This is a genomic window from Rhizobium sp. NZLR10, assembly GCF_019685125.1.
In the GTDB taxonomy this organism is placed as follows: Bacteria; Pseudomonadota; Alphaproteobacteria; order Rhizobiales; family Rhizobiaceae; genus Rhizobium.
The window spans coordinates 91339-111169 of the sequence record NZ_JABDWE010000014.1 but is presented as its reverse complement, the minus strand read 5'-3'; the positions used below and the strand labels follow the sequence as shown (position 1 = coordinate 111169).

Sequence of the window (19831 nt, the reverse complement as noted above, 5' to 3'; positions counted from 1 at the left end):
TTCACCTCTGACTTGAGGGGCTTTCATACCACAATCGACCGCCATCGCGGCGTATATAGCCTACGATGTAAAAACAACCATGGAAAACTGGGGCGCGAGATACTACAGCTGCGGTGATGGAAAATGCGATTGAGGCTGAAAACACACGATGAATGTCAAGACACCGAATGCGATAGACGGCTATGTCGGAGCGCGCATAAGAATGCGCCGGCAGTTGCTCGGAATGAGCCAGGAACGGCTTGCCGACCAAATCGGCGTGACCTTCCAGCAGGTTCAGAAATACGAGAAGGGCATCAACCGCATCGGCGCGAGCCGTCTGCAGCGCATAGCCGAGGTGCTTCATACGTCGCCGAGCTTCTTCTTTGAACAGGAAAATTCCGAGCCGTTGACGTTGCAAGGGTTGGAACTGCCCGCAAACACCGATCCCGTCGTCGAATTCCTCAGAACGAAAGAGGGATTGGTGCTCAATCGCGCTTTTCTGAAGATTGCCGACCGGAAAATCCGTGAATCAGTCATTGCACTGGTGAAGGCAATGGCGCAGACGGAAAGCCGCAGTGTAACATTGGGCGCCTCCGCAGCGGATATCACCCTTCCGCTTGGAGAATAGTCAGGCATATTCGCATGAAACTCCGGCTCGAGTCATTTGGTGAGTTGCGGTTGATCGACCCGGCCGGGAAACCAGCGGCTTTTCCGGAAAAGGGCCTGTTGGCGATTTGTTATTTGCTGGACCGTGATCTGCGCGAAGGGGCTGGGAGCGAATTTCCGCGCTCGGCGCTGGCGCGGTTCTTGTGGGACAGCCATGACAATTCTGACATCATGGCCAACCTGCGCAAGACCATATCGCGTGTCCAGGCGCGTCAGACCCAGCTCGGTACCGAACTTCTGATCTTCACGGCGACCGGTGTGCGGGTCAGGCCGGACGCATTTGCCGGTGATCTCTCCGAACTCGTCAACCCCGACAGCGACGACGCCCTTGGCAAGCTGCGGCGACTGGTTACCATCCTTCGCCAGGATTTCCTGGCGGGGCTCACCGACCAAAGCGTCGGTACGCGGCAATGGATCGCCGGCCAGCGCGACAGGCATATGTCAATCTTGGTGGATGCGCTGAAGACGGCGCTGCCGGCGGCCCGGTCGCGAGAGGATGTGAGCCTGATCAAGGAGGCGGCGCTTAGGATTTTTCGCGAGGCCCCGGATGACGAGAACATTCGTCGTATCCTTCTCGATGCCTACGAGTCCGAAGGACAGTTGGAGAAAGCGCGCCGGCTTTTCGAGACCAGCAAACATCAGCTGGAAAGCAAATTCGAAATCGGCCTTGATGTCCAGGCGCTGGCAGAGGTCCGCAAAATCTTTGCAGGTGGTCAACCTGCGCAGAGCGTTGCGATGCCGCTCAGCGACGGCGACGTTCGAGTTCCTGGTCCCCTGCCCCGTCTGGTGCTGCTGCCGCCGGGCGAGACCGATGTGGGTGCCTTGCCGATGCTCTCCGAAGCGCTGATCGAGGACGTGACCATCGGCCTTTGCGCGCTGAACACGGTTTCGGTGGTGGCGCCCCACACGGCCGCTCGGATTGCACGCAATGCCGACAGAACTGAGCTGATCCTGCGTCATTCGATTACTTATGTTCTCGACACGAGGCTGACCGATCGTGCGGGCAATCGTGCGCTCTTTGTCCAGCTGATCCATGCCGGCAGCGATGAAGTCATCTGGGCCGAACGTTTCAGCCTCGAGAAGTACGAATTGATAAGTCACCGGCGCGACATCGCCCGGCAGATCGCTCGAGAGCTTGCCGGGCAGGTCCGCCGGCATGAAACCATGCGCGATTCCTTCGAGGGCAACTCGGCTGCCTATCACAGCTACCTTCTCGGTCTCCGGGATATCAAGCGGCTCGCCCTCCCCGATGTTCGCCGCTCCCGAAAGGCTTTCCGCGAGGCGCTTCAGCACAGCGCACATTTCGCCCCTGCGCTCAGCGGATTGTCGCGCACCTTTCTCGTCGAATGGTTGCTGACGGCACGCGGCGACAGCGAGTTGCTCGGACTTGCGGAGGACTATGCGAACCGGGCAATCGTCGCTGATCCGTCGCTTGCAGCGGGCTTTCGTGAGCTCGGCGTTGCCAAACTTTATCTCGGGGATCTTGACGAAAGCGTCGTGGCGTTGAAGCTCGCGGAAGAGCTGAGCCCGCACTATGCCGACGGCATTGCAAGTTATGCCGATACGCTCGTCCACGCGTCGCGCCCTGCCGATGCATTGGCCAAGATCGAGCGGGCCATCTCCCTCAACCCGCTGACCCCGACCGACTATCTATGGACGGCGGCGGGCGCGAACTTCGCCCTCGGCCACTATGCCGAGGCGCTGGAGCAAATCTCGGCAATGGACGACCGCACCCCGGCGGACCGGCTTTCGGCTGCCTGCTGGGCGATGCTCGGCGATATGAAAAACGCGCGTATCTATATGCGCAAAGTGCGGGAGATCTATCCGGATTTCGATGTCGACAAATGGCTTTCCGTCGTTCCTTTCAAAGAGCAATGGCAGAAGGAACAGTATCGCGTGGCCCTACGCAAGGCCGGCTTCTGAGGCCTGACGCCGGAAAGCGGTGCCGAAAAATCCTGTCACGCCCGTGTCACGCGCCTCTTTCGTTCAAGGGGATTAAGCTGCCTTTGCTTTGTCGGCAGGCGCTGGCAAGGCAAGCCGGAGAATTCTCAAATGCATGATGCAACCGAAGCAATGATGGCGCCGAAAAGTGACGACGAACTCAAGGAGCTGGTATCGCTCGCCAGGCTCGTTGCCTATGCCCGAGAGAACGCCAGAGACCTGAATGCCGAATTTTCCGCCTATTGCCTGGACCTTGCGCTCGGCGCCCTCATGCAGGATCTCGACAGAAGCGGCGTGTCCCTTTCCCACGAAAGCGGCCAGGATGGCGGCGGCCTGCTCGGTACGCGGCACTAAATGGCCTTCCCCTGCCACATGCCTCGCCGTTGACGGCTTGCTTCGGGGAGCCGCACGTATCGATATTTCGATTCTCAGTTTTTCTGATCGGCTATGATGCCGATGTGGCCATTATTCTTGCGATTCGGTCTGCAACTACGCGATTTGCTGCACCGGCAGCGCCACCGGCCGCATGTCCAAGCCTCTGAAAAAGATTGGACAACCCAGCGGTAGGGTCTTGTTAACCCTATTTGCCTTGCCACTCTGCTAGAATCGGGACTAAATGCGCTTTCTAGGCTCGCAGGGCTTTTAAATCGCATTTCCGAGATTTCCATGAATATGGCACCGCAGATAGAAAAAGCAATTTCCGATGTCGACCAGCTGATTATTGGTCAGGCGCAGGAGCTATCCGACAAGCTAAAGCAGCATCGGCTCGAAATGTTTCCGCCGCGCGCGCTGAAGGGGTTACGCGAGTTTCAGCTTGCTGAAACGGCGCGCTTCCTCGGCGTCACCAGCGGCTACCTTCGCAATCTGTCGCTGGAGGGCAAGGGCCCTCTTCCGCAGGTCACGCCGTCCGGCCGTCGCTCTTATACGGCGGCGCAGATGGAAGAGATGCGCAGCTTCCTCGAACACAATGCGCGTGCCGGAACCCATTACCTAAGTCATCGTCGAGGCAACGAACATCTGCAGGTCGTAGCGGTCGTCAACTTCAAGGGCGGCAGTGGAAAGACGACGAGTGCCGCGCATCTTGCCCAGCATCTTGCCCTGACTGGTCATCGGGTGCTTGCCGTCGACCTCGATCCGCAGGCGTCTCTCTCCGCCATTCATGGTTTTCAGCCTGAGTTCGATGTTAACGAAAACGAGACGCTCTACGCCGCCATTCGCTATGACGATCAGCGGCGACCGCTGAAGGAGATCATCCGGCCGACGAATTTTCCGAACCTTCATCTGGTGCCGGGCAATCTCGAATTGATGGAATTCGAGCATGATACGCCGCGGGTGCTTGCACAGGGCAAGGCCGGCGACTATGGACGCGTCTTCTTTGCACGGCTTGACGAGGCGCTGTCCTCGGTCGCCGACGATTACGATGTCGTCATCATCGACTGCCCTCCGCAGCTCGGCTTTTTGACGATGAGCGCGATTTGCGGCGCAACAGCGGTTCTGATCACCGTCCATCCTCAGATGCTCGACGTCATGTCGATGTGCCAGTTTCTGCAGATGCTCGGCGAGGTGCTGAACACGCTGAAGGGCGCTGGGGGCAACATGAATCTCGATTGGCTGCGTTATCTTGTTACCCGCTATGACCCGCAGGACGGGCCGCAGACGCAGATGGTCGCCTTCATGCGTTCGATGTTCAAGAACCATGTGTTGACCAATCCGATGTTGCGCAGCGTCGCGATCTCCGATGCGGCGATGACCAACCAGACGCTTTATGAAGTGGAGCGGAGCCAGTTTACCCGCGCGACCTACGACCGCGCCATGGAGGCGATGGATGCCGTCAATAATGAGATCGTCGATCTCGTTCACAAGGCCTGGGGGCGGAAATGACCGAGAAGTTTACTGCGGTAAACCGGGGCGGGGAGCTGGCTGATGGCGCGTAAAAACTTACTCTCGGGCCTGATGGACGATTCCAAGAAGTTTACTGCGGTAAACAATGAAGATGAGCCGCCCCACAGGGACGAGAAACAGCATATCGCCTATAAGGGGATCGGCGCTCTTGGTGCGGTGACGCGCAGCATCGATGCGCTGGCTGCTAAGGCGGATGCGGCCAAAGCCATCGAGGAGAAGCTGGCGACCGGCGAGACGGTGATTGATCTCGACCCTGCGCTGATCGAGGATTCGTTCGTCATGGACCGGCTGGCGCATACCGACGAACAGTTTCGCGAATTGGTCGAGGCGATCCGCCAGCGGGGTCAGGATTCACCGATCCTCGTTCGCCCGCATCCGGAAAAGGACGGCCGGTATCAGATCGCCTTCGGCCACCGTCGCGCCCGGGCCGCCAAAGAGCTGGGTAGACCTGTCCGCGCCGTCGTCAAAAAGCTTGACGATCGCGATCATGTCATCGCGCAGGGCCAGGAGAATTCGGCGCGCGCCGATCTTTCGTTCATCGAGAGGACGATGTTCGCCGACAAGCTCGACACGTTGGGTTTCGATAGGGATACAATCATGTCGGCGCTCAGCGCCGAAAAAACGACGGTTTCTAAGATGCTGTCTGTCACCAAACGGATCCCAGCCGAAGTCTTGACCGCAATCGGTGCGGCAAAGACCATCGGCCGTGACCGCTGGCACGATCTGTCGGTAAAATTCGAGACCGATAACATCTCTGCTCGGGCGATAGAGTTCAGCACGTCGGCAGAATTCGAGACGGCGGAGCCGGATGCCCGCTTCGATATGCTGGTTGCCTTCGTCAGCAGAAGGCAACAGCCGATATCATCCATAGCGGCGCTTCAGCCTGCAGCTCGCGCTTGGCAGCGCAAGGACGGCGCGGTCAAGGCGAAGATCAAGGATGACGGGAAGCAGTTCACCATCGCGCTGAAGGCGGAGAAGGCGTCAGCCTTTGGAGCCTATATCGCCAGCAATCTGGATCGTCTTTACGAGGCGTTCGAGAAGACACAGGATTTGACGAAAAACGGAGATCAATAAGCAAAAGAAAAGGCCCCCGAACGTTGCCGCCGCGGAAGCCCTCTCTGATCTAGACACCCAGAGAATCACATTTCCGCGAATCATAGTCAAGAGTCTTTGGCACCGAATTTGGTGAGCTGTGATCTTTTGCCTTGAAGAAGGCGAAGAAAATGGAAAGCGGAAGTGTGACGACGCCCTTCGGGCGGCGGTCGATGACGCTTGGCATGTTAGCAAGCCAGGCGGCTGCTCGAAAAATCGAGCCCGGCCAATCAATTGATAAGTGGAAACTCTATCGCGCGCTGTGCGAGGCCAGGCCGTTGCTCGGCATCACCGACCGGGCGCTCGCCATTCTGAGCGCCTTGCTGAGCTTTTATCCCAAGGGAGAGCTCTCCGAAGACAACGGGCTCGTCGTGTTTCCTTCCAATGCACAGCTCTCGCTGCGCGCGCATGGAATGGCGGAACAGACGATCCGTCGGCATCTGGCGACCTTGATCGAGGCCGGGCTGTTGATCCGCAAGGATAGCCCAAACGGTAAGCGTTACGCCCGCAAGGAGCAGGGTGGAGAACTGCGCGAAGCATTCGGCTTTTCGCTGGCGCCGCTGCTCGTGCGTGCTGAGGAGATCGAGCGGCTGGCGGCGGAGGTGGTGGCGGAGCGATTGCACCTGCAGCGGCTGAGAGAACGTCTGACGCTTTGCCGGCGCGACGTCGCCAAGCTGATCGAGATGGCCTTGGAGGAGGGTGCTGCTGGCGATTGGAGCGCTATTCATCTGCATTTTCGCAATGTCGTCGAGCAACTGCCACGGTCGCCGTCCGCCGAACAAATCGCCGCTACGCTCGACGAAATGGAGATGCTGCGCGAAGAGATCGTCAATCAGTTGGAAATGCAGGTTAAAACCCATAATCAAAGCGGCAATGCCCAACAGACTGAGCGGCACATACAGAATTCAAATCCACAATCCATTACTGAACTTGAACCAGCTTTCGAAACGAAGCAGGGCGAGACGGCGGATGACCGATCGGAAGGTCGGGTCGGGCCGACAGAACAAATACAGAAGGTTGAGCGGAAAAGCGAACCTGTCTCGGGCGCAAACGCCGCCTCCGCCAACGCTGCGCTCAAATCCTTCCCGCTGGGACTGGTGCTGCAGGCCTGTCCGGAAATCACAGCATACGGACCCCAGGGCGCGATTGGCACGTGGCGCGATCTGATGGCCGCGGCCGTGGTCGTCCGGTCAATGCTCGGCGTCAGTCCGTCGGCCTATGAGCAGGCCTGCGAGATCATGGGAGCTGAAAACGCTGCCACCGTCATGGCCTGCGTCCTCGAAAGGGCAGGGCATATCACCTCCGCCGGCGGTTATCTGCGCGATCTGACACGCCGCGCCGAAAAGGGGGAATTTGCCATCGGACCGATGTTGATGGCGCTCGCCCGTATCAATTCGCCGGTGAGAGGAAAAGTGGGATGAAATTCGCTCTTCCTATGTGTGGTGACTATTATGGTTAATGAAATGTGACGGAAATGAAGGGCGAGATAACTTCTTATTGGACGCTTCTAGGTTTGTGATCAAAGAGTTACGGGATGCTCGGTTCTTCGGAACCAGGGAAATGAATGAGTCCGATGATCAACCACGCCGGTCCACAGAGAGTACGATTTCGCGCAGTTGACGCGAAATGCTTTTTGACGATACGGCAATCGATAGCGCAAATGGCGGGAACCGCCGGTGGTAGGGAAGAGAGCTGGGGAACATGGGTTTGAAGAGGGCGGTGGATTTTTTCCTGGCTTTGATTGCTTCGATCATCCTGCTCGTTCCGATCCTTATCATCGCTCTTGGTGTTCGCCTCACCTCGCCGGGACCAATCCTCTATTGGTCAAAACGTGTCGGCCGCTTCAATCAGATCTTCCTGATGCCGAAGTTCCGCAGCATGCGCGTCGACACACCAACGGTTGCCACGCATCTGCTCGAAAATCCGGATCGGTTTTTGACACCCATCGGCTCTTTTTTGCGCAAATCCAGCCTCGACGAACTGCCGCAACTCTGGTGCATTCTCAAGGGTGAAATGAGTTTCGTCGGACCCAGGCCGGCGCTCTACAATCAGGATGATCTGATCGAATTGCGGACGGCGCACGGCGTCGACAAGTTACTGCCCGGATTGACGGGTTGGGCACAGATCAACGGCCGCGACGAGTTGCCGATTCCGGAGAAGGTGAAATTCGACGTCGAATATCTCGAGCGACGTTCATTCGGCTTCGATATGCGCGTCCTGTTTATGACCGCAGGGAAGGTTATCCGCCGAAAGGGAATACGGCATTAAACCACCTACTTCTGATAGATGAACGGTGCGGAAGACTGTGCTTTCCGATTATTTCAGTTGCGCTCGTTGCAGAAAATGACAAGAAGGTGCTTGTCCGATTGATCCACGAGACGCTGGTTAGCAATGCCTGACAATACGCCCACTGAGACGTCGCGCTCGGCATGGTTCCTAGCGCCGATGCAAGCGCTCGTCACTCCTCTGCTGGCGATGCCGCGGGTTGCCAAACGCGCTCTGGCTTTGCTGGTGGATTCCAGCTTTTGCGTTCTGACGATCTGGCTGGCCTATTGCTTCCGCCTGAACGAGTGGACGGTTTTGACCGGCGTACAGTGGCTGCCGGTCTTAGTTTCCTTGTGCATGGCACTGCCGATCTTCATCGTCATGGGCATGTATCGGGCGATCTTCCGCTATGCGAATTTGGCCGCTTTCATCGCCGTGCTGAAGGCCATTGCGATCTACGGCCTCGCCTTCATGACGATATTTACGGCGCTCAGCGTGCCTGGCGTTCCGAGAACCGTCGGTATTCTTCAGCCTTTCCTGCTGCTAATCGCGATCGGCCTGTCGAGGCTGGGTATTCGTTATTGGCTTGGGGACGCCTACCAGCGTATCCTCAACAAGAATACGGTCGCGAAGGTGCTGATTTACGGAGCGGGGAATGCCGGGCGGCAATTGGCCGCCGCCTTAAGCAACAATGCCGAGCTCAATGTCGTCGGCTATCTCGATGACGATCCGCGCCTCAAGGGCGGCATCATGGGCGGATTGCCGATCTACGATCCTTCGGATCTTCCGATGCTCGCCGAAGCTCTTGGCGTGCACAATGTGCTTCTTGCTCTTCCCTCCGCGTCACGGCAGCGTCGCAACGAAATCCTGGAGCATATTCGCAAAGCCAGGGTAAATGTCCGCACGTTGCCGGATCTCACGGCGCTGGCTCAAGGACGTGTCGCCGTCTCGGATATCCGTGAGCTGGAGATCGAAGATCTTCTGGGGAGGGAAGCGGTCGCACCGCGCCAAGAGTTGCTCGACAAGGCAATGCGCAACAAGGTGGTGATGGTCACCGGCGCTGGTGGCTCGATCGGCGGCGAGTTATGCCGTCAGATTCTCCGCAACGGACCGTCCAGCCTGATCCTCATCGATCAGAACGAATTCGCGCTATATAATATTCATGCCGAATTGCAGAAGCTGGCCGAGCTCTTCGAACATAAAAATCTGCAGATCGTTCCAATCCTCTGTTCCGTCCGCGATCAGGATCGCATGGAGCATATCATCCAGAGCTGGCGACCTCAGACGCTCTATCATGCCGCGGCTTACAAGCATGTGCCCCTTGTCGAACATAATGCCGTGGAAGGCATCAAGAATAACGTCCTGGGTACGCTGGCCACGGCACGCGCAGCGCGTAAATGCGGCGTGGCTAATTTCGTGCTGATCAGTACGGACAAGGCCGTGCGCCCGACAAATGTAATGGGCGCCAGCAAGAGGCTGGCGGAGATGGTTCTGCAGGCGCTCTCAGCAGAATCGATGGCCGACAGAATGCGAACAAATTTTTGCATGGTCCGCTTCGGAAACGTCCTTGGCTCCTCTGGATCCGTCGTGCCGCTTTTCAGGCAGCAGATCAAGGAAGGCGGACCTGTTACGCTGACACATCCTGATATAACCCGCTATTTCATGACCATCTCGGAAGCCTCGCAGCTCGTCATCCAGGCAGGCGCCATGGGTGAGGGTGGCGATGTTTTCCTCCTCGATATGGGCGAGCCCGTTCGCATTGCCGATCTCGCCCGCAAGATGGTGGAGTTGTCCGGGTTGACCGTTCGCGACGAGATCAATCCCGAAGGGGATATCAAGCTTTCCGTTACCGGCCTCAGGCCCGGCGAGAAGCTCTATGAAGAACTTCTGATCGGGGATAATCCGGAAAGAACCCAGCATCCCCGGATTATGAAGGCGCGTGAGGATTTCCTGTCCTGGCCGGAGCTTTTGAAAAAGCTCAACTCGCTCAATGCGGCATTGGATCGGAATGATATGATCGCTGCCCGAGCGACATTGGCTGAGCTTGTTTCCGGCTATTCGTCAACGGGCGAGGTCTCGGATCTCGCTTTCACCGGCGCCGAAACCAATACGGCCGCCTTAGCCGTCAATCATCCTGCTCTAAATTAAATAGAGCGGGATCTCGTCGGAAAACCGGTCACACTTTTCGGCATCATACTCTAGGTGCCAGACGTCAGTTGCGAACGACGGGCGCAAAGCCGGTGCTGCCGCGATCCACGCAAATAAGAGCGACCAGATAGGCGAAGATCGGATCCAAGGCCTTCTGATTGAACATGATGCCAAAGCTGCCTGTTATGACGTAGCTGCTGACGAGCAGCAGAGCGAGCGCAATGGCCAGATCCCGGCCCGGCCCAGCTTCCTTTCTCCACGCGCCAATCACGGGCGTCGCGAGCATCAGCGAAAGCGCTGCGATGCCGAAAATACCGGCGTCGATTCCCGCCGTGAGAAAACCGTTGTGAACATGCGAATAGGTCAGCTGCGGCCTTAAGCTGTCGGGCAGCTCCGCCAACACCGAAGCCATCCGATTTTGCGGGCCATAGCCGGTCAGCGGGTCCTTACTGATTGCTGATACTGCCCCTTTATAAAGAGCGAACCGTGCACTGAGCGACGTGACCTCGCCGTCGCTGCGGTCGAGCGATGCCATATTCTCCTGCAGCGCCTCGATGCGATGGAGGATTTGGCCACTGCCCAAAGCGATAAGTCCTGCAAACAGCACAGAGCCGGTGATGGCGAGACTGCGCAAGCTCAGATGGAAACTGTGTTTGCGGAAATACCAGAGAAAAATGACGATATGAACGGGAATGACGAGCCAGGCCGAGCGCGTTCCCGAAAGCAGTACGCAGCCTAGACCGGCGGCATACCCCAAGATCGCAATTCTTTGCTCCACGCTTTTCGGGGATTGAACGTTAAGAAGCGCTATGCCGCCGAAAAGAACGCCTATGATGCCCAGCAGTGCAGCATTCGATGTCCCAGCCTCCGCCCTCTCCATCAGAAACATGATCTGCAGCAGACTGAAGAGAAAGGTAACGATCATGCCGATACCTGCGCTGAGAATAAACAGCGGCACGAGGCGGCCATCGGGAGACTGGCGCATTCGCGGCAATAACAGCCAGACCGAAAAGAAAGGCAGCAGCCGGAATATCCAGTCCAGTTCTTCGGAGTAAGGTGGATTGATGAATATGCTCGCGATCATCACCAGCGGGTAGATCGACATGCCAATGGCAACCAGCCGGTCGGATTTCGACAGGTTCAAGGCCAGGCTGCCCGTCGCCAGACAGCAGAGGCCCCACACCATTGATGCGAGAAGGATGAACAAGTTAAAGTTCGGCGAAAGTCCGGGAAGGATTGCAAAGAAAAAGACCGCAATGCGGTTGTTCCGATCACGTGCGCTTCCCGCCCCATTTTCTGGATAGAGCACTGCTATCTTCAGTTGTCTGAGGTATTTCACTTGCCGATCCTGACCATGCTGATGCCGTTTCGCTAAGGATCGTGATCACGCCTGTCAAGCGGGGCGATTAGATGCAATCTAAGGCTTTAAGCCTCGTGGTATTCCAGCAACAGCATCTGTGGACGAACGTGGGCGTACGAAATGACGGGACGCGACATAAGGTCGGCTTCAGCAGTAGACACGTGAGGTGCAGGTTCGGTTCGAAGTTTGATCGTCGACCGGTATTTTTCGCAAATGGGATCGCCGAGGGCGACGTCACGCCCGGGCGGGCTGCGAAGCATTAACGCAGATGACGCGACAGGTCGCTTCGAAACGACCCAGCTGACGGGACTTCGCCGCCGATCGTGCAAGGGTGCCGAAAGTCAGCGGTCTTCGGGCGACATCCTATTCTAGCATCATGTCCGACGGGCAAAAGATGTGGCTGGTGGGCGACCGGGCGCTCCGGATCTTCCATCCCGCGAGCCGCTTCATTGAACGTCTCCGCTATCGCCAATATCGACGTGTCATACTTTCGGTCGATGATCGACCGAAGAGGTAGCCGAGGCCGAAGGCCAGAATGCCGGTGCCGAGCAATAATGCGCTTGCGGTGTGCGGGTGATCCCTAACGCCGGAGGCGACGGCGTAGACCTCTCGTGTCACCCCATTGGCCGCCGACCTCGCAACTTTGGTCAATCCCTCCGGTTGCTCGGCGGGTATTCCGGTGAATCCGGCGTTCAAGTTTTGTTTGTCGGCCATGTCGGCACCTTCCTAAGATTGGCTATAGGCTGAAGTTCAACTCTGCTCACGCGTGCCGGGGGAGGCTTCGCGCTGATCGGCATCTTCGAGATCGGTTCTGACGAGGAATGTATCGGTATGTTGGCGCGAGGCCTCTCGCAGTGCCGCGAGATTTGGAGGATTGTTGATTTCGCCCGGTGCGTCGAGTTCATGCTCAGCCAAGGTCCAGTGATGCCGGTGCTGGCCTTCTGGCCTACCGTCCTTTTCCCAGAGCGAATATGCCCTTTTGCGGATCTCCTCTTCGCGGCTGGCTGCCGGCGACCCGCCGGTCTGCCTACCGATGTCGTTTACGGCTCGCCGAGCCGTCTTCTTTCCGCGGCTGTCCGCGGCGGATGGAAATTCCGGCCGGCCGTCGGCCGGGGCTTCGCTTGTCTTGCGTCGTGCCGGGTTTTTCATGAGCGTCTCCTTGAGTATCTCAACCAGCTCGCCCGATCTAAGTTCCAAACAATGGGTACCTTGGTACGGAGGTCCGGCATCCTGCACGGCTGCCGGCCATCCTCCGGATGGACGTCATGCCGTCCCGCATGGCAACACGAGTTGGCAAGGTGAGATAATTGATATACTAGTATGCCAAAATCTCTCCGTTTTGGTATCGTTATGCGGCAGGCATCAGCAATTGAAGTTTTGGTCGCCCCGCCGCAGATTGTCGGCAGGCTGCGGCGGATCACCACCGCCGGCGCCATTTATGAGCGCCTGCATGCCAATATCGTGTCGCTGCGGATGGCGCCTGGCATGTTGCTGCAGGAAAAGCGCATCGCCGACGATTTCGGCGTCAGCCGCACGCCGGTGCGTGAGGCGCTACTCAGGCTTTCCGAAGGCGGGCTGGTCGACATTTACCCACAGTCGGGCACCGTCGTGTCGCGCGTGCCGGTTTCTGCGATTCCCGAGGCGGTCGTCGTGCGCAAGGCGCTCGAAGGCACGACCGTCGAGACTGCTGCTCTCCTCGCCACCGCTGCCGACATTGGCCGTCTCGATGCCATCATCGCCCGGCAGCGGTCGCATGCCGCAACAGGCAATGCCTCGAGTTTCCATGAGGAAGACGAGACCTTTCACGAGGCGATCGCACAGACAGCGGGTTATCCCGGAATCTGGGCGATCCTGAAAACGGTCAAGGTGCAGATCGACCGGGCTCGGCGGCTGACGCTGCCGGTGCTCGGGCGGATGGACACTGTGGTGCACGAACATATGATCATTCGCGATGCGCTCGCCGCCCATGATGCGACGGCTGCACGGCACGCGATGATCCATCACCTGAGCGCCGTCATTCCCGACGTCGACGAGCTGCGCTCGCGTTACCCCGATTATTTCTGCTGATGGCAGACTAAGACACGAAATGAAAAGGCAAGGGAAGGAACAAGGATGCGGCAGGGTTGGAGATGGTTCGGGCCGGAAGCGCCGGTGACGCTGGATGATGTCCGCCAGACGGGTGCGACCAACATCGTCTCTTCGCTCCATCAGGTGCCGATTGGCAGAGCGTGGACGGAAAAGGAAGTGCGCGAGCGCCAGTCTCTGATCGAGACCACGCCTGGCGACCGTTCGCCGCTCGCCTGGTCGGTGGTCGAGAGCATTCCGATTCCCGACGCCGTCAAGCGCAAGGGCGGGGAGGCGACGGCCGAAATCGAGGCGTGGATCGCCAGCCTCGAAGCGGTCGCCGCCTGTGGCATTCCGATCGTCTGCTACAATTTCATGCCGGTGGTCGACTGGACCCGCACCGAGCTCGATTTCGTGACGCCGACGGGCGCCACCGCCATGCGGTTCGATCACGAACGTTTCGCAGCCTTCGATCTCTTCATTCTCGAACGGCCGGATGCGGCGCAGCACTATTCCGGCGATGACCGCGAACGGGCGCGTATCGTCTTCGAAGCCATGTCGGAGGACGAGATCGCCGACATCACCCGCATCATCACCTCGGCTCTGCCGGGTTCGACCACCGAGCCTCTGACCATTCCGGCATTCCGGGAAAAGCTGGTCGCCTATAGCGGTATCGATGCCGCTCGGCTGCGCCGGCATCTGATCGAATTCCTGGAGGCGGTGACGCCGGCGGCCGAGGCGCGCGGCGTCAAGCTGACGCTGCACCCCGATGATCCGCCGCGTTCGCTGTTCGGCCTGCCGCGCATCGCCTCGACGGCCGATGACTATGCCGCGCTCTTTGATGCGGTGCCGTCGCCAGCCAACGGCATGTGTTATTGCACCGGCAGCCTCGGCGTGCGCGCCGAAAACGACCTGCCTGCGATCGCCCGGCGTTTCGCGTCGCGCATTCACTTTGCCCATCTGCGCGCCACGAGCCGCGAAGGCGACGGCCGGACCTTCCATGAAAGCGCCCATTTGGAAGGCGACGTCGACATGGTCGCCGTGCTCAGGGAACTGGTTGCGGAAGATCGGCGCCGCAGCGCGCAGGACACGATCGTCTTTCGCTCAGACCATGGTCACCGCATGCTCGACGATCTCGACAAGATCGTCACACCTGGCTACCCCGCCATCGGCCGCATGCGCGGCCTTGCAGAACTTCGCGGCATCCTGCATGCGCTCGACGCGCCGCCGAACTGAGGGCGTTCCGCGGTTTGCAGTGCTGCGCCTTTCAGCAGAAATCATCGCGCTCTGAAGCTTGAGCAACGCTTCAGAGCGCGCAACCCTTCAAAAAAAGATCGGAGCACATCTTCGCCCGAGCCTCAATCGCCTCGATTTTCGGCGGTGGTTCCTGGCGCAGCATTGCGGCGCGCTGCGGCTCCATGATCATCATGCCGCGCAGCATGCCGCAGGCGGCGTGCGGCTCGTCAAGCGCAATCAGGCCGCGGTCGATCTGCTTACGCAGCCAGTCCTCCATCAGCGTATTGGTCCTGACGATGGCTTTCTCATAGAAGGTATTGGCGATCTCGGGAAAACGGTCGGACTCGCTGATGACGAGCCGGGTGACGGTGATCGTATCCAGCGAGAGCGTCAGCATGCCATAGGCCATCAGCATGCGTTCAAGTCCCTGTCTGAGATCGGCCACGGCGAGGGTGCCCGGGTCAAGCGACATGAGAAAGCGCCCCGTGCGCTCCGTGACCATCTCGGAAAAGAGGTCTGCCTTCGTCGGAAACAGGCGATAGAGCGTCTTGGTCGAAACCCCCGCCTCTTGTGCGATCGCAGCGATGCTTGCGGCCGCATAGCCGCTCTCGTGGAACTGCCTGTTGGCCGCCTCGATGATGACGCTTCTCGTATCGTCGTCACAACGCACTTGCGGCCGGCCTCGCGACCTCTTCTCGATTTCGTGATTTTGGACCATCACAATTTTCCAAATTATCGTTGACATCCGTTTTCTAATACATATTTTGGAAAACATCAAGTTTCCAAAACGTATGCCACCGGAATTCAAAGGCCGCGGCCTATAGCGACAGCGACCACTCCCAGGAGAGAGACATGTCCATCAAAACGCTGCAGGCCCTTAACAACAACGCACCTGTGCCAGAAACCACTGCGGAAGCCGCACCCGCAACCCTTGATGCCGGCAATTCGCCGCGCATCGTCGAACCTGCCCTCGTTTCGGAGCCTCCCGTTCGCAAACGCGGCGGTCGCGGATTGTTGCTCGGTGCAACGGCGCTCGTGCTGATTGCCGCTGCCGGCTATTACGGCCACAACTACTGGACCATCGGCCGTTTCGAAGTCTCGACCGACGATGCCTATGTGAAGGCTGACAATACCACCGTCGCCCCGAAAGTGTCGGGCTATATCGCAGAAGTGCTGGTCAGCGATAACCAGATGGTCGAGGCCGGCCAGCCGCTTGCCCGCATCGACGATCGCGATTTCCGCGCCGCCCTCGACCAGGCCGAGGCCGATGTCGCTGCGGCTGAGGCGGTGCTCGACGCCAAACAGGCGTCGCTTGATATTCAGCGCTCTACGATTGCCGCCGCCCGCGCCACGGTCGAAGTCGACAAGGCCAATGAGACCTTTGCCGAACAAAACAACAAGCGCTATGCCAATCTCGCGACCAACGGTTATGCTCCGGTCCAGACGGCGCAGCAGGCGGCCTCTGCCATCGCTGCAGCCCAGGCAACCAACGTTCGCGACAACGCCACGCTCGATGCCGCCGTCAAGCAGGTCGATCTCCTGAATGCCGAACTCGCCCAGGCGAGGGCGACGATTGCCCATGACCGGGCAATCCAGCATCAGGCTGAGCTGAACCTCTCCTATGCAACCATTGCCGCACCTGTCGACGGCACCGTCGGCAACCGCACACTGCGTGTTGGCCAGTATGTCCAGGCCGGCACCCAGCTGATGTCGGTCGTGCCGACGAGCGAGGTCTATGTGATTGCCAACTATAAGGAGACGCAGCTCACCGATGTTCGGGCTGGCCAGCCGGTCAATATCGAGGTCGATACCTTTCCAGGCCGCATCTATCACGGCCACGTCGACAGCCTTGCTCCGGCAAGCGGCCAGGAATTTGCCCTGCTGCCTCCCGACAATGCAACGGGAAATTTCACCAAGGTCGTTCAGCGCATTCCGGTCAAGATCGTGCTTGATGACGAAGCCGCCGATGGCGACCTGCGTCCGGGCATGTCGGTTCAACCGAGCATCGACACCATCGCCGATGCCGACCGCAAATAGGCGCCGGGATCAGGAGATCGTGTCATGTCCACCATCGCAGCAACAGCCGTCGCCACATCGCAGCCCCGGGCCAGCACCCGGGAATGGATCGCCGTTCTCGCCGGGATGATCGGCGCTTTCATGGCGATCCTCAACATCCAGATCACCAACGCCTCCCTCCTCGATATCGAGGGCGGTATCGGAACGGGCGTCGACAACGGTGCCTGGATCTCAACCTCATATCTGATCGGCGAAATCGTCGTCATTCCGCTGACGGCCTATTTCAGCAGCGTCTTTTCATTCCGCCGCTATATCCTCGTTAATTCTATCCTGTTTCCGCTGTTTTCGATCGCCTGCGCCTTCGCCCATGATCTCGGGACGATGATCCTGCTGCGCGGCCTGCAGGGTTTTGCCGGTGGTGTGCTGATCCCGATGGCCTTCACCATGGTGCTGACCAAGCTGCCAAAACCGCAGCAGCCGCTCGGCCTTGCGATCTTTGCGCTCTCGGTCACCTTCGCGCCGGCGATCGGTCCGACCATCGGCGGTTACCTCACCGAAAACTATGGCTGGCAGACCATCTTCTTCATCAACGCCATCCCGAGCGCCATCATGGCCGTAGCGCTCGCTCTGACGCTCGACAAGCAGCCGATGCAGCTCCGCCTGCTCAGGGAAGGCGACTGGGCGGGAATTTTCACCATGGCGATCGGTTTGTCAGCGCTGCAGACGGTTCTCGAGGAAGGCAACAAGGAGGACTGGTTTTCCTCGCCCTTCATCGTCAAGCTCAGCATCCTCGCCTTCGTCTTTCTCGCCGGCTTCATCTGGATCGAGCTCACCGTGAAGAAGCCGCTGGTCAAGCTCAGCCTGCTGACGCAGCGAAATTTCGGCATCGGTGTTGCCGTCAACGTGCTGGTTGGCGTCGCCCTCTTCGGCACCGTCTATATCCTGCCGCAATATCTCGGCCAGGTTCAGCACTACAATGCCGAGCAGATCGGCATGGTGCTGGCTTGGACCGGTTTGCCGCAACTGCTGCTGATCCCGCTTGTTCCGATGATGATGAAGCGCTTCGATGCGCGTTACATCGGCTTCCTCGGCATCTCGATCTTCGCGATCAGCTGCTTCATGAACATCACGCTTTCGGCAAATACCGCCGGCGACCAGTTCTGGATCCCGAACATCGTCCGCGCCATCGGCCAGGCGCTGGTGCTGACGCCGATCACCGCCATTACTACCGCCGGCATCGCAGCCACTGACGCGGCCGCTGCTTCGGGCCTGACCAACATGCTGCGCAATCTCGGGGGCGCCGTCGGCACGGCAACGCTCGGCACGGTGCTGACCAAACGCGAGCAGTTCCACTCGAATATCATCGGCCAGTCGGTCACGCTCTCCCGTGATGAAGTACGCGACCGGCTTGCGCAAACGACCGGCTATTTCATGCAGCACGGCATTTCCGACCCAGCTATCGCCGGGCAGAAGGCCGTTGTCGTTCTCGGGCAGATCGTCAGGCGTCAGGCCCTCATCCTGGGCTTCGCCGACACTTTCGCTGTCATCGGCGTGGTTCTTGCAATTGCTGCCGTCGCCCTGCTGCTCACCCAAAAGCCGCGGGCTGGGGGTGGCGCGGGCGCTCACTGACAACGCCCCTGCGACGGCTGTAAAAGCCTCCTTCGTGCGCCCCCGTCGGGCGCGCGGCTTTCTATTGTAAAATCTCGACGGTAAAGGCGAAGCGAGCGACCGCGCCCGGTGCCAGGATAGTCGTGTAGGGCCGCTTCGAAAGCTCGCTCGAACGTCCAGCCTCCGCGGCCGTTCCGTGCCAGGGCTCGATGCAGAGGAAGGGAGCGCCCGGTTTGGTCCACAGGGCAAGATTGGGCAGATTTTCGAACCGGAATTGCATGGTCGGCCCATTTTCGGCGCCATAAGTTAAGCCTTCGCCTGCCCCTTGCGGAAAGATCATCGCATCCTGGTCGAACATGGCGTGATCGAGCACCAACCGACCGGTATCGAACGGCGAGGGCAGCGTCGCAGGATTGATGAGGCCACCCTGCAGCCGCACAAGCGGCGGCTCGCCCTTATTGTCGAGCGTAACGACATGGGCGTGCCCGGCGGCACCCGGCAGCGGCCAGGCAAAGGCCGAATGGAATCCGAGCCCGAACGGCATCGCCTTCTGATCGCGGTTGGTGACTTCTGCCGCCACCGTCAGCGCGCGGCCCTCAACCGCATGCTCCACCGCCAGCTGAAAATCGAATGGATAAGCCGCCCGGGTGGCCGCCGAGGCGACCAGTTCGTATCGGCACATCGTCGCGGTGGATGCCGCAAGCGCGAATTCGCTGCGGCGGGCAAAACCATGCTGGGCCATCGGATAGATCGTGCCGTCGATTGCTATCTTGTCCTCCGGCGCCTTGCCGACGATCGGAAAAAGGATCGGCGACCGCCCGGTCCAGAAGGCTGGGTCGCCCGTCCACAGCCATGAGCGTCCGTTTCTGGTGGTGAGCGCCTGCATCTCGGCGCCGAGGGAGGAGACGTCGACGGTGAGATGCTGGTTTCCAATCCGGATCGAGCTTGGCATCGCAATTCCCTTTCGCCATGGTTCGGCATCAAGCCATATCTTTCTGGGCCGCTGATTTCCACTCAATAGGTAAGGGAGCCGCTCCCACCGTCGCTACGTGTTATTTTGGCACGGCGCCCAATCTGGCGATCACTTCGTTCGGGATGCCATAACGCTGAATGGCGTCGCGGTTGTTCCGCAGCCCGCAGATCTCACGCTGGATGAAGAAGGCCCAGACGGCGTCGGACGCTGCATTGAGAAGTCTCTCGCGTTCCTCGTCACTCTGTGGTTGGTAGTCCAAGCCCTCAGCGCGGCGAGTGCTGCCTCCACCTTCTGCCCGTGGCGCCCGAGCGCATCGGCGCGTTCCGACATCAGCTCGTATTCGAGGACGTTGAAGCCGTTTGTATTCTGCTGCGATTGTCTGAGGGACTGCGGCGGGCGGACGCTCATTGGCACGGCCTCTCCTTGGCGCGAGCCTCGATACTATCCAATCCGGTTCTAAATTAAAGCAGCGAGCACGAGGTCGTCCGAAAACCGCTTACAGGTTTCGGCATCCTCAGGAGATCGAGAGGGTTGGAAACGGGCCTATCCTGTCATTTCCATGCGTGGCATAAGGGCGCCAA

The 19831-nt window shown here is 59.1% G+C and carries 17 protein-coding genes and 1 pseudogene; 12 read left to right on the top strand and 6 right to left on the bottom strand.

Annotated features, from left to right (window positions below; genetic code table 11):
• The first annotated feature begins 148 nt into the window (after positions 1–148).
• The 8 genes from HJB82_RS20985 (at position 149) to HJB82_RS20950 (ending at position 9993) form a co-directional block, all read left to right on the top strand.
• On the top strand, positions 149–607 hold the full coding sequence (locus tag HJB82_RS20985) for a helix-turn-helix transcriptional regulator (protein ID WP_221131161.1): 459 nt from the start codon (positions 149–151) through the stop codon (positions 605–607).
• Between the two features lie 14 nt (positions 608–621).
• Positions 622–2568: an SARP family transcriptional regulator gene (locus HJB82_RS20980; RefSeq protein WP_221131160.1), complete on the top strand. Its 1947-nt coding sequence runs from the start codon at positions 622–624 to the stop codon at positions 2566–2568.
• A gap of 129 nt (positions 2569–2697) precedes the next feature.
• The gene (locus HJB82_RS20975; protein WP_207585846.1) at positions 2698–2940 is read left to right on the top strand and encodes a hypothetical protein; all 243 of its coding nucleotides are present in this window, start codon (positions 2698–2700) and stop codon (positions 2938–2940) included.
• Between the two features lie 312 nt (positions 2941–3252).
• Positions 3253–4467, top strand: coding sequence for a plasmid partitioning protein RepA (gene repA / locus HJB82_RS20970; protein WP_221131159.1), 1215 nt, complete (start codon positions 3253–3255; stop codon positions 4465–4467).
• 42 nt (positions 4468–4509) lie between these two features.
• The gene (gene repB / locus HJB82_RS20965; RefSeq protein ID WP_221141310.1) at positions 4510–5562 is read left to right on the top strand and encodes a plasmid partitioning protein RepB; all 1053 of its coding nucleotides are present in this window, start codon (positions 4510–4512) and stop codon (positions 5560–5562) included.
• Between the two features lie 149 nt (positions 5563–5711).
• Entirely contained in the window at positions 5712–7001 is a 1290-nt protein-coding gene (repC, locus tag HJB82_RS20960) for a plasmid replication protein RepC (RefSeq protein ID WP_221141308.1), read from the top strand.
• Between the two features lie 280 nt (positions 7002–7281).
• Positions 7282–7848: a sugar transferase gene (locus HJB82_RS20955; RefSeq protein WP_207585842.1), complete on the top strand. Its 567-nt coding sequence runs from the start codon at positions 7282–7284 to the stop codon at positions 7846–7848.
• A 123-nt stretch (positions 7849–7971) separates the two neighbouring features.
• On the top strand, positions 7972–9993 hold the full coding sequence (locus HJB82_RS20950) for a nucleoside-diphosphate sugar epimerase/dehydratase (RefSeq protein WP_221141306.1): 2022 nt from the start codon (positions 7972–7974) through the stop codon (positions 9991–9993).
• Positions 9994–10057: 64 nt separating this feature from the next.
• Here HJB82_RS20950 and HJB82_RS20945 read toward each other — a convergent pair whose 3' ends face one another.
• The 3 genes from HJB82_RS20945 to HJB82_RS20935 form a co-directional block, all read right to left on the bottom strand.
• On the bottom strand, positions 10058–11332 hold the full coding sequence (locus HJB82_RS20945; protein ID WP_207585840.1) for an O-antigen ligase: 1275 nt from the start codon (positions 11330–11332) through the stop codon (positions 10058–10060).
• 483 nt (positions 11333–11815) lie between these two features.
• On the bottom strand, positions 11816–12067 hold the full coding sequence (locus tag HJB82_RS20940) for a hypothetical protein (protein WP_207585839.1): 252 nt from the start codon (positions 12065–12067) through the stop codon (positions 11816–11818).
• A 36-nt stretch (positions 12068–12103) separates the two neighbouring features.
• Complete coding sequence (locus HJB82_RS20935) at positions 12104–12502, bottom strand: DUF2934 domain-containing protein (RefSeq protein WP_221116227.1); 399 nt, start codon at positions 12500–12502, stop codon at positions 12104–12106.
• Between the two features lie 201 nt (positions 12503–12703).
• On the opposite strand from HJB82_RS20935, the gene HJB82_RS20930 reads away from it, so the two are divergent.
• Together HJB82_RS20930 and uxuA are read left to right on the top strand one after the other, a co-directional pair.
• Positions 12704–13420 carry a GntR family transcriptional regulator gene (locus tag HJB82_RS20930; protein WP_221131152.1) on the top strand — a complete coding sequence of 239 codons (717 nt, stop codon included), beginning with the start codon at positions 12704–12706 and terminating at the stop codon, positions 13418–13420.
• Positions 13421–13465: 45 nt separating this feature from the next.
• On the top strand, positions 13466–14653 hold the full coding sequence (gene uxuA, locus HJB82_RS20925) for a mannonate dehydratase (protein WP_221116229.1): 1188 nt from the start codon (positions 13466–13468) through the stop codon (positions 14651–14653).
• Positions 14654–14723: 70 nt separating this feature from the next.
• On the opposite strand, the gene HJB82_RS20920 is transcribed toward uxuA, so the two are convergent.
• Complete coding sequence (locus HJB82_RS20920) at positions 14724–15371, bottom strand: TetR/AcrR family transcriptional regulator (protein ID WP_207585836.1); 648 nt, start codon at positions 15369–15371, stop codon at positions 14724–14726.
• Between the two features lie 134 nt (positions 15372–15505).
• On the opposite strand from HJB82_RS20920, the gene HJB82_RS20915 reads away from it, so the two are divergent.
• Both HJB82_RS20915 and HJB82_RS20910 read left to right on the top strand, forming a co-directional pair.
• Positions 15506–16690, top strand: coding sequence for an HlyD family secretion protein (locus tag HJB82_RS20915; RefSeq protein ID WP_207585835.1), 1185 nt, complete (start codon positions 15506–15508; stop codon positions 16688–16690).
• Between the two features lie 24 nt (positions 16691–16714).
• Positions 16715–18298 (top strand): DHA2 family efflux MFS transporter permease subunit, encoded by a 1584-nt coding sequence (locus tag HJB82_RS20910; RefSeq protein WP_207585834.1) that lies wholly within the window; start codon positions 16715–16717, stop codon positions 18296–18298.
• Positions 18299–18359: 61 nt separating this feature from the next.
• Here the strand turns inward: HJB82_RS20910 and HJB82_RS20905 are convergent, their stop codons facing one another.
• Both HJB82_RS20905 and HJB82_RS20900 read right to left on the bottom strand, forming a co-directional pair.
• Positions 18360–19229: an aldose 1-epimerase family protein gene (locus tag HJB82_RS20905; RefSeq protein ID WP_207585833.1), complete on the bottom strand. Its 870-nt coding sequence runs from the start codon at positions 19227–19229 to the stop codon at positions 18360–18362.
• Between the two features lie 100 nt (positions 19230–19329).
• A pseudogene (locus tag HJB82_RS20900) lies at positions 19330–19658 on the bottom strand (DUF6665 family protein).
• Positions 19659–19831 lie beyond the last annotated feature (173 nt).

Bases quoted from the DNA above. Each gene is read 5' to 3' on its own strand.
- HJB82_RS20985 (WP_221131161.1), top strand. From the start codon at position 149: ATGAATGTCAAGACACCGAATGCGATAGACGGCTATGTCGGAGCGCGC.
- HJB82_RS20980 (WP_221131160.1), top strand. From the start codon at position 622: ATGAAACTCCGGCTCGAGTCATTTGGTGAGTTGCGGTTGATCGACCCG.
- HJB82_RS20975 (WP_207585846.1), top strand. From the start codon at position 2,698: ATGCATGATGCAACCGAAGCAATGATGGCGCCGAAAAGTGACGACGAA.
- repA (WP_221131159.1), top strand. From the start codon at position 3,253: ATGAATATGGCACCGCAGATAGAAAAAGCAATTTCCGATGTCGACCAG.
- repB (WP_221141310.1), top strand. From the start codon at position 4,510: ATGGCGCGTAAAAACTTACTCTCGGGCCTGATGGACGATTCCAAGAAG.
- repC (WP_221141308.1), top strand. From the start codon at position 5,712: ATGGAAAGCGGAAGTGTGACGACGCCCTTCGGGCGGCGGTCGATGACG.
- HJB82_RS20955 (WP_207585842.1), top strand. From the start codon at position 7,282: ATGGGTTTGAAGAGGGCGGTGGATTTTTTCCTGGCTTTGATTGCTTCG.
- HJB82_RS20950 (WP_221141306.1), top strand. From the start codon at position 7,972: ATGCCTGACAATACGCCCACTGAGACGTCGCGCTCGGCATGGTTCCTA.
- HJB82_RS20940 (WP_207585839.1), bottom strand. From the start codon at position 12,067: ATGGCCGACAAACAAAACTTGAACGCCGGATTCACCGGAATACCCGCC.
- HJB82_RS20935 (WP_221116227.1), bottom strand. From the start codon at position 12,502: ATGAAAAACCCGGCACGACGCAAGACAAGCGAAGCCCCGGCCGACGGC.
- HJB82_RS20930 (WP_221131152.1), top strand. From the start codon at position 12,704: ATGCGGCAGGCATCAGCAATTGAAGTTTTGGTCGCCCCGCCGCAGATT.
- uxuA (WP_221116229.1), top strand. From the start codon at position 13,466: ATGCGGCAGGGTTGGAGATGGTTCGGGCCGGAAGCGCCGGTGACGCTG.
- HJB82_RS20920 (WP_207585836.1), bottom strand. From the start codon at position 15,371: ATGGTCCAAAATCACGAAATCGAGAAGAGGTCGCGAGGCCGGCCGCAA.
- HJB82_RS20915 (WP_207585835.1), top strand. From the start codon at position 15,506: ATGTCCATCAAAACGCTGCAGGCCCTTAACAACAACGCACCTGTGCCA.
- HJB82_RS20910 (WP_207585834.1), top strand. From the start codon at position 16,715: ATGTCCACCATCGCAGCAACAGCCGTCGCCACATCGCAGCCCCGGGCC.
- HJB82_RS20905 (WP_207585833.1), bottom strand. From the start codon at position 19,229: ATGCCAAGCTCGATCCGGATTGGAAACCAGCATCTCACCGTCGACGTC.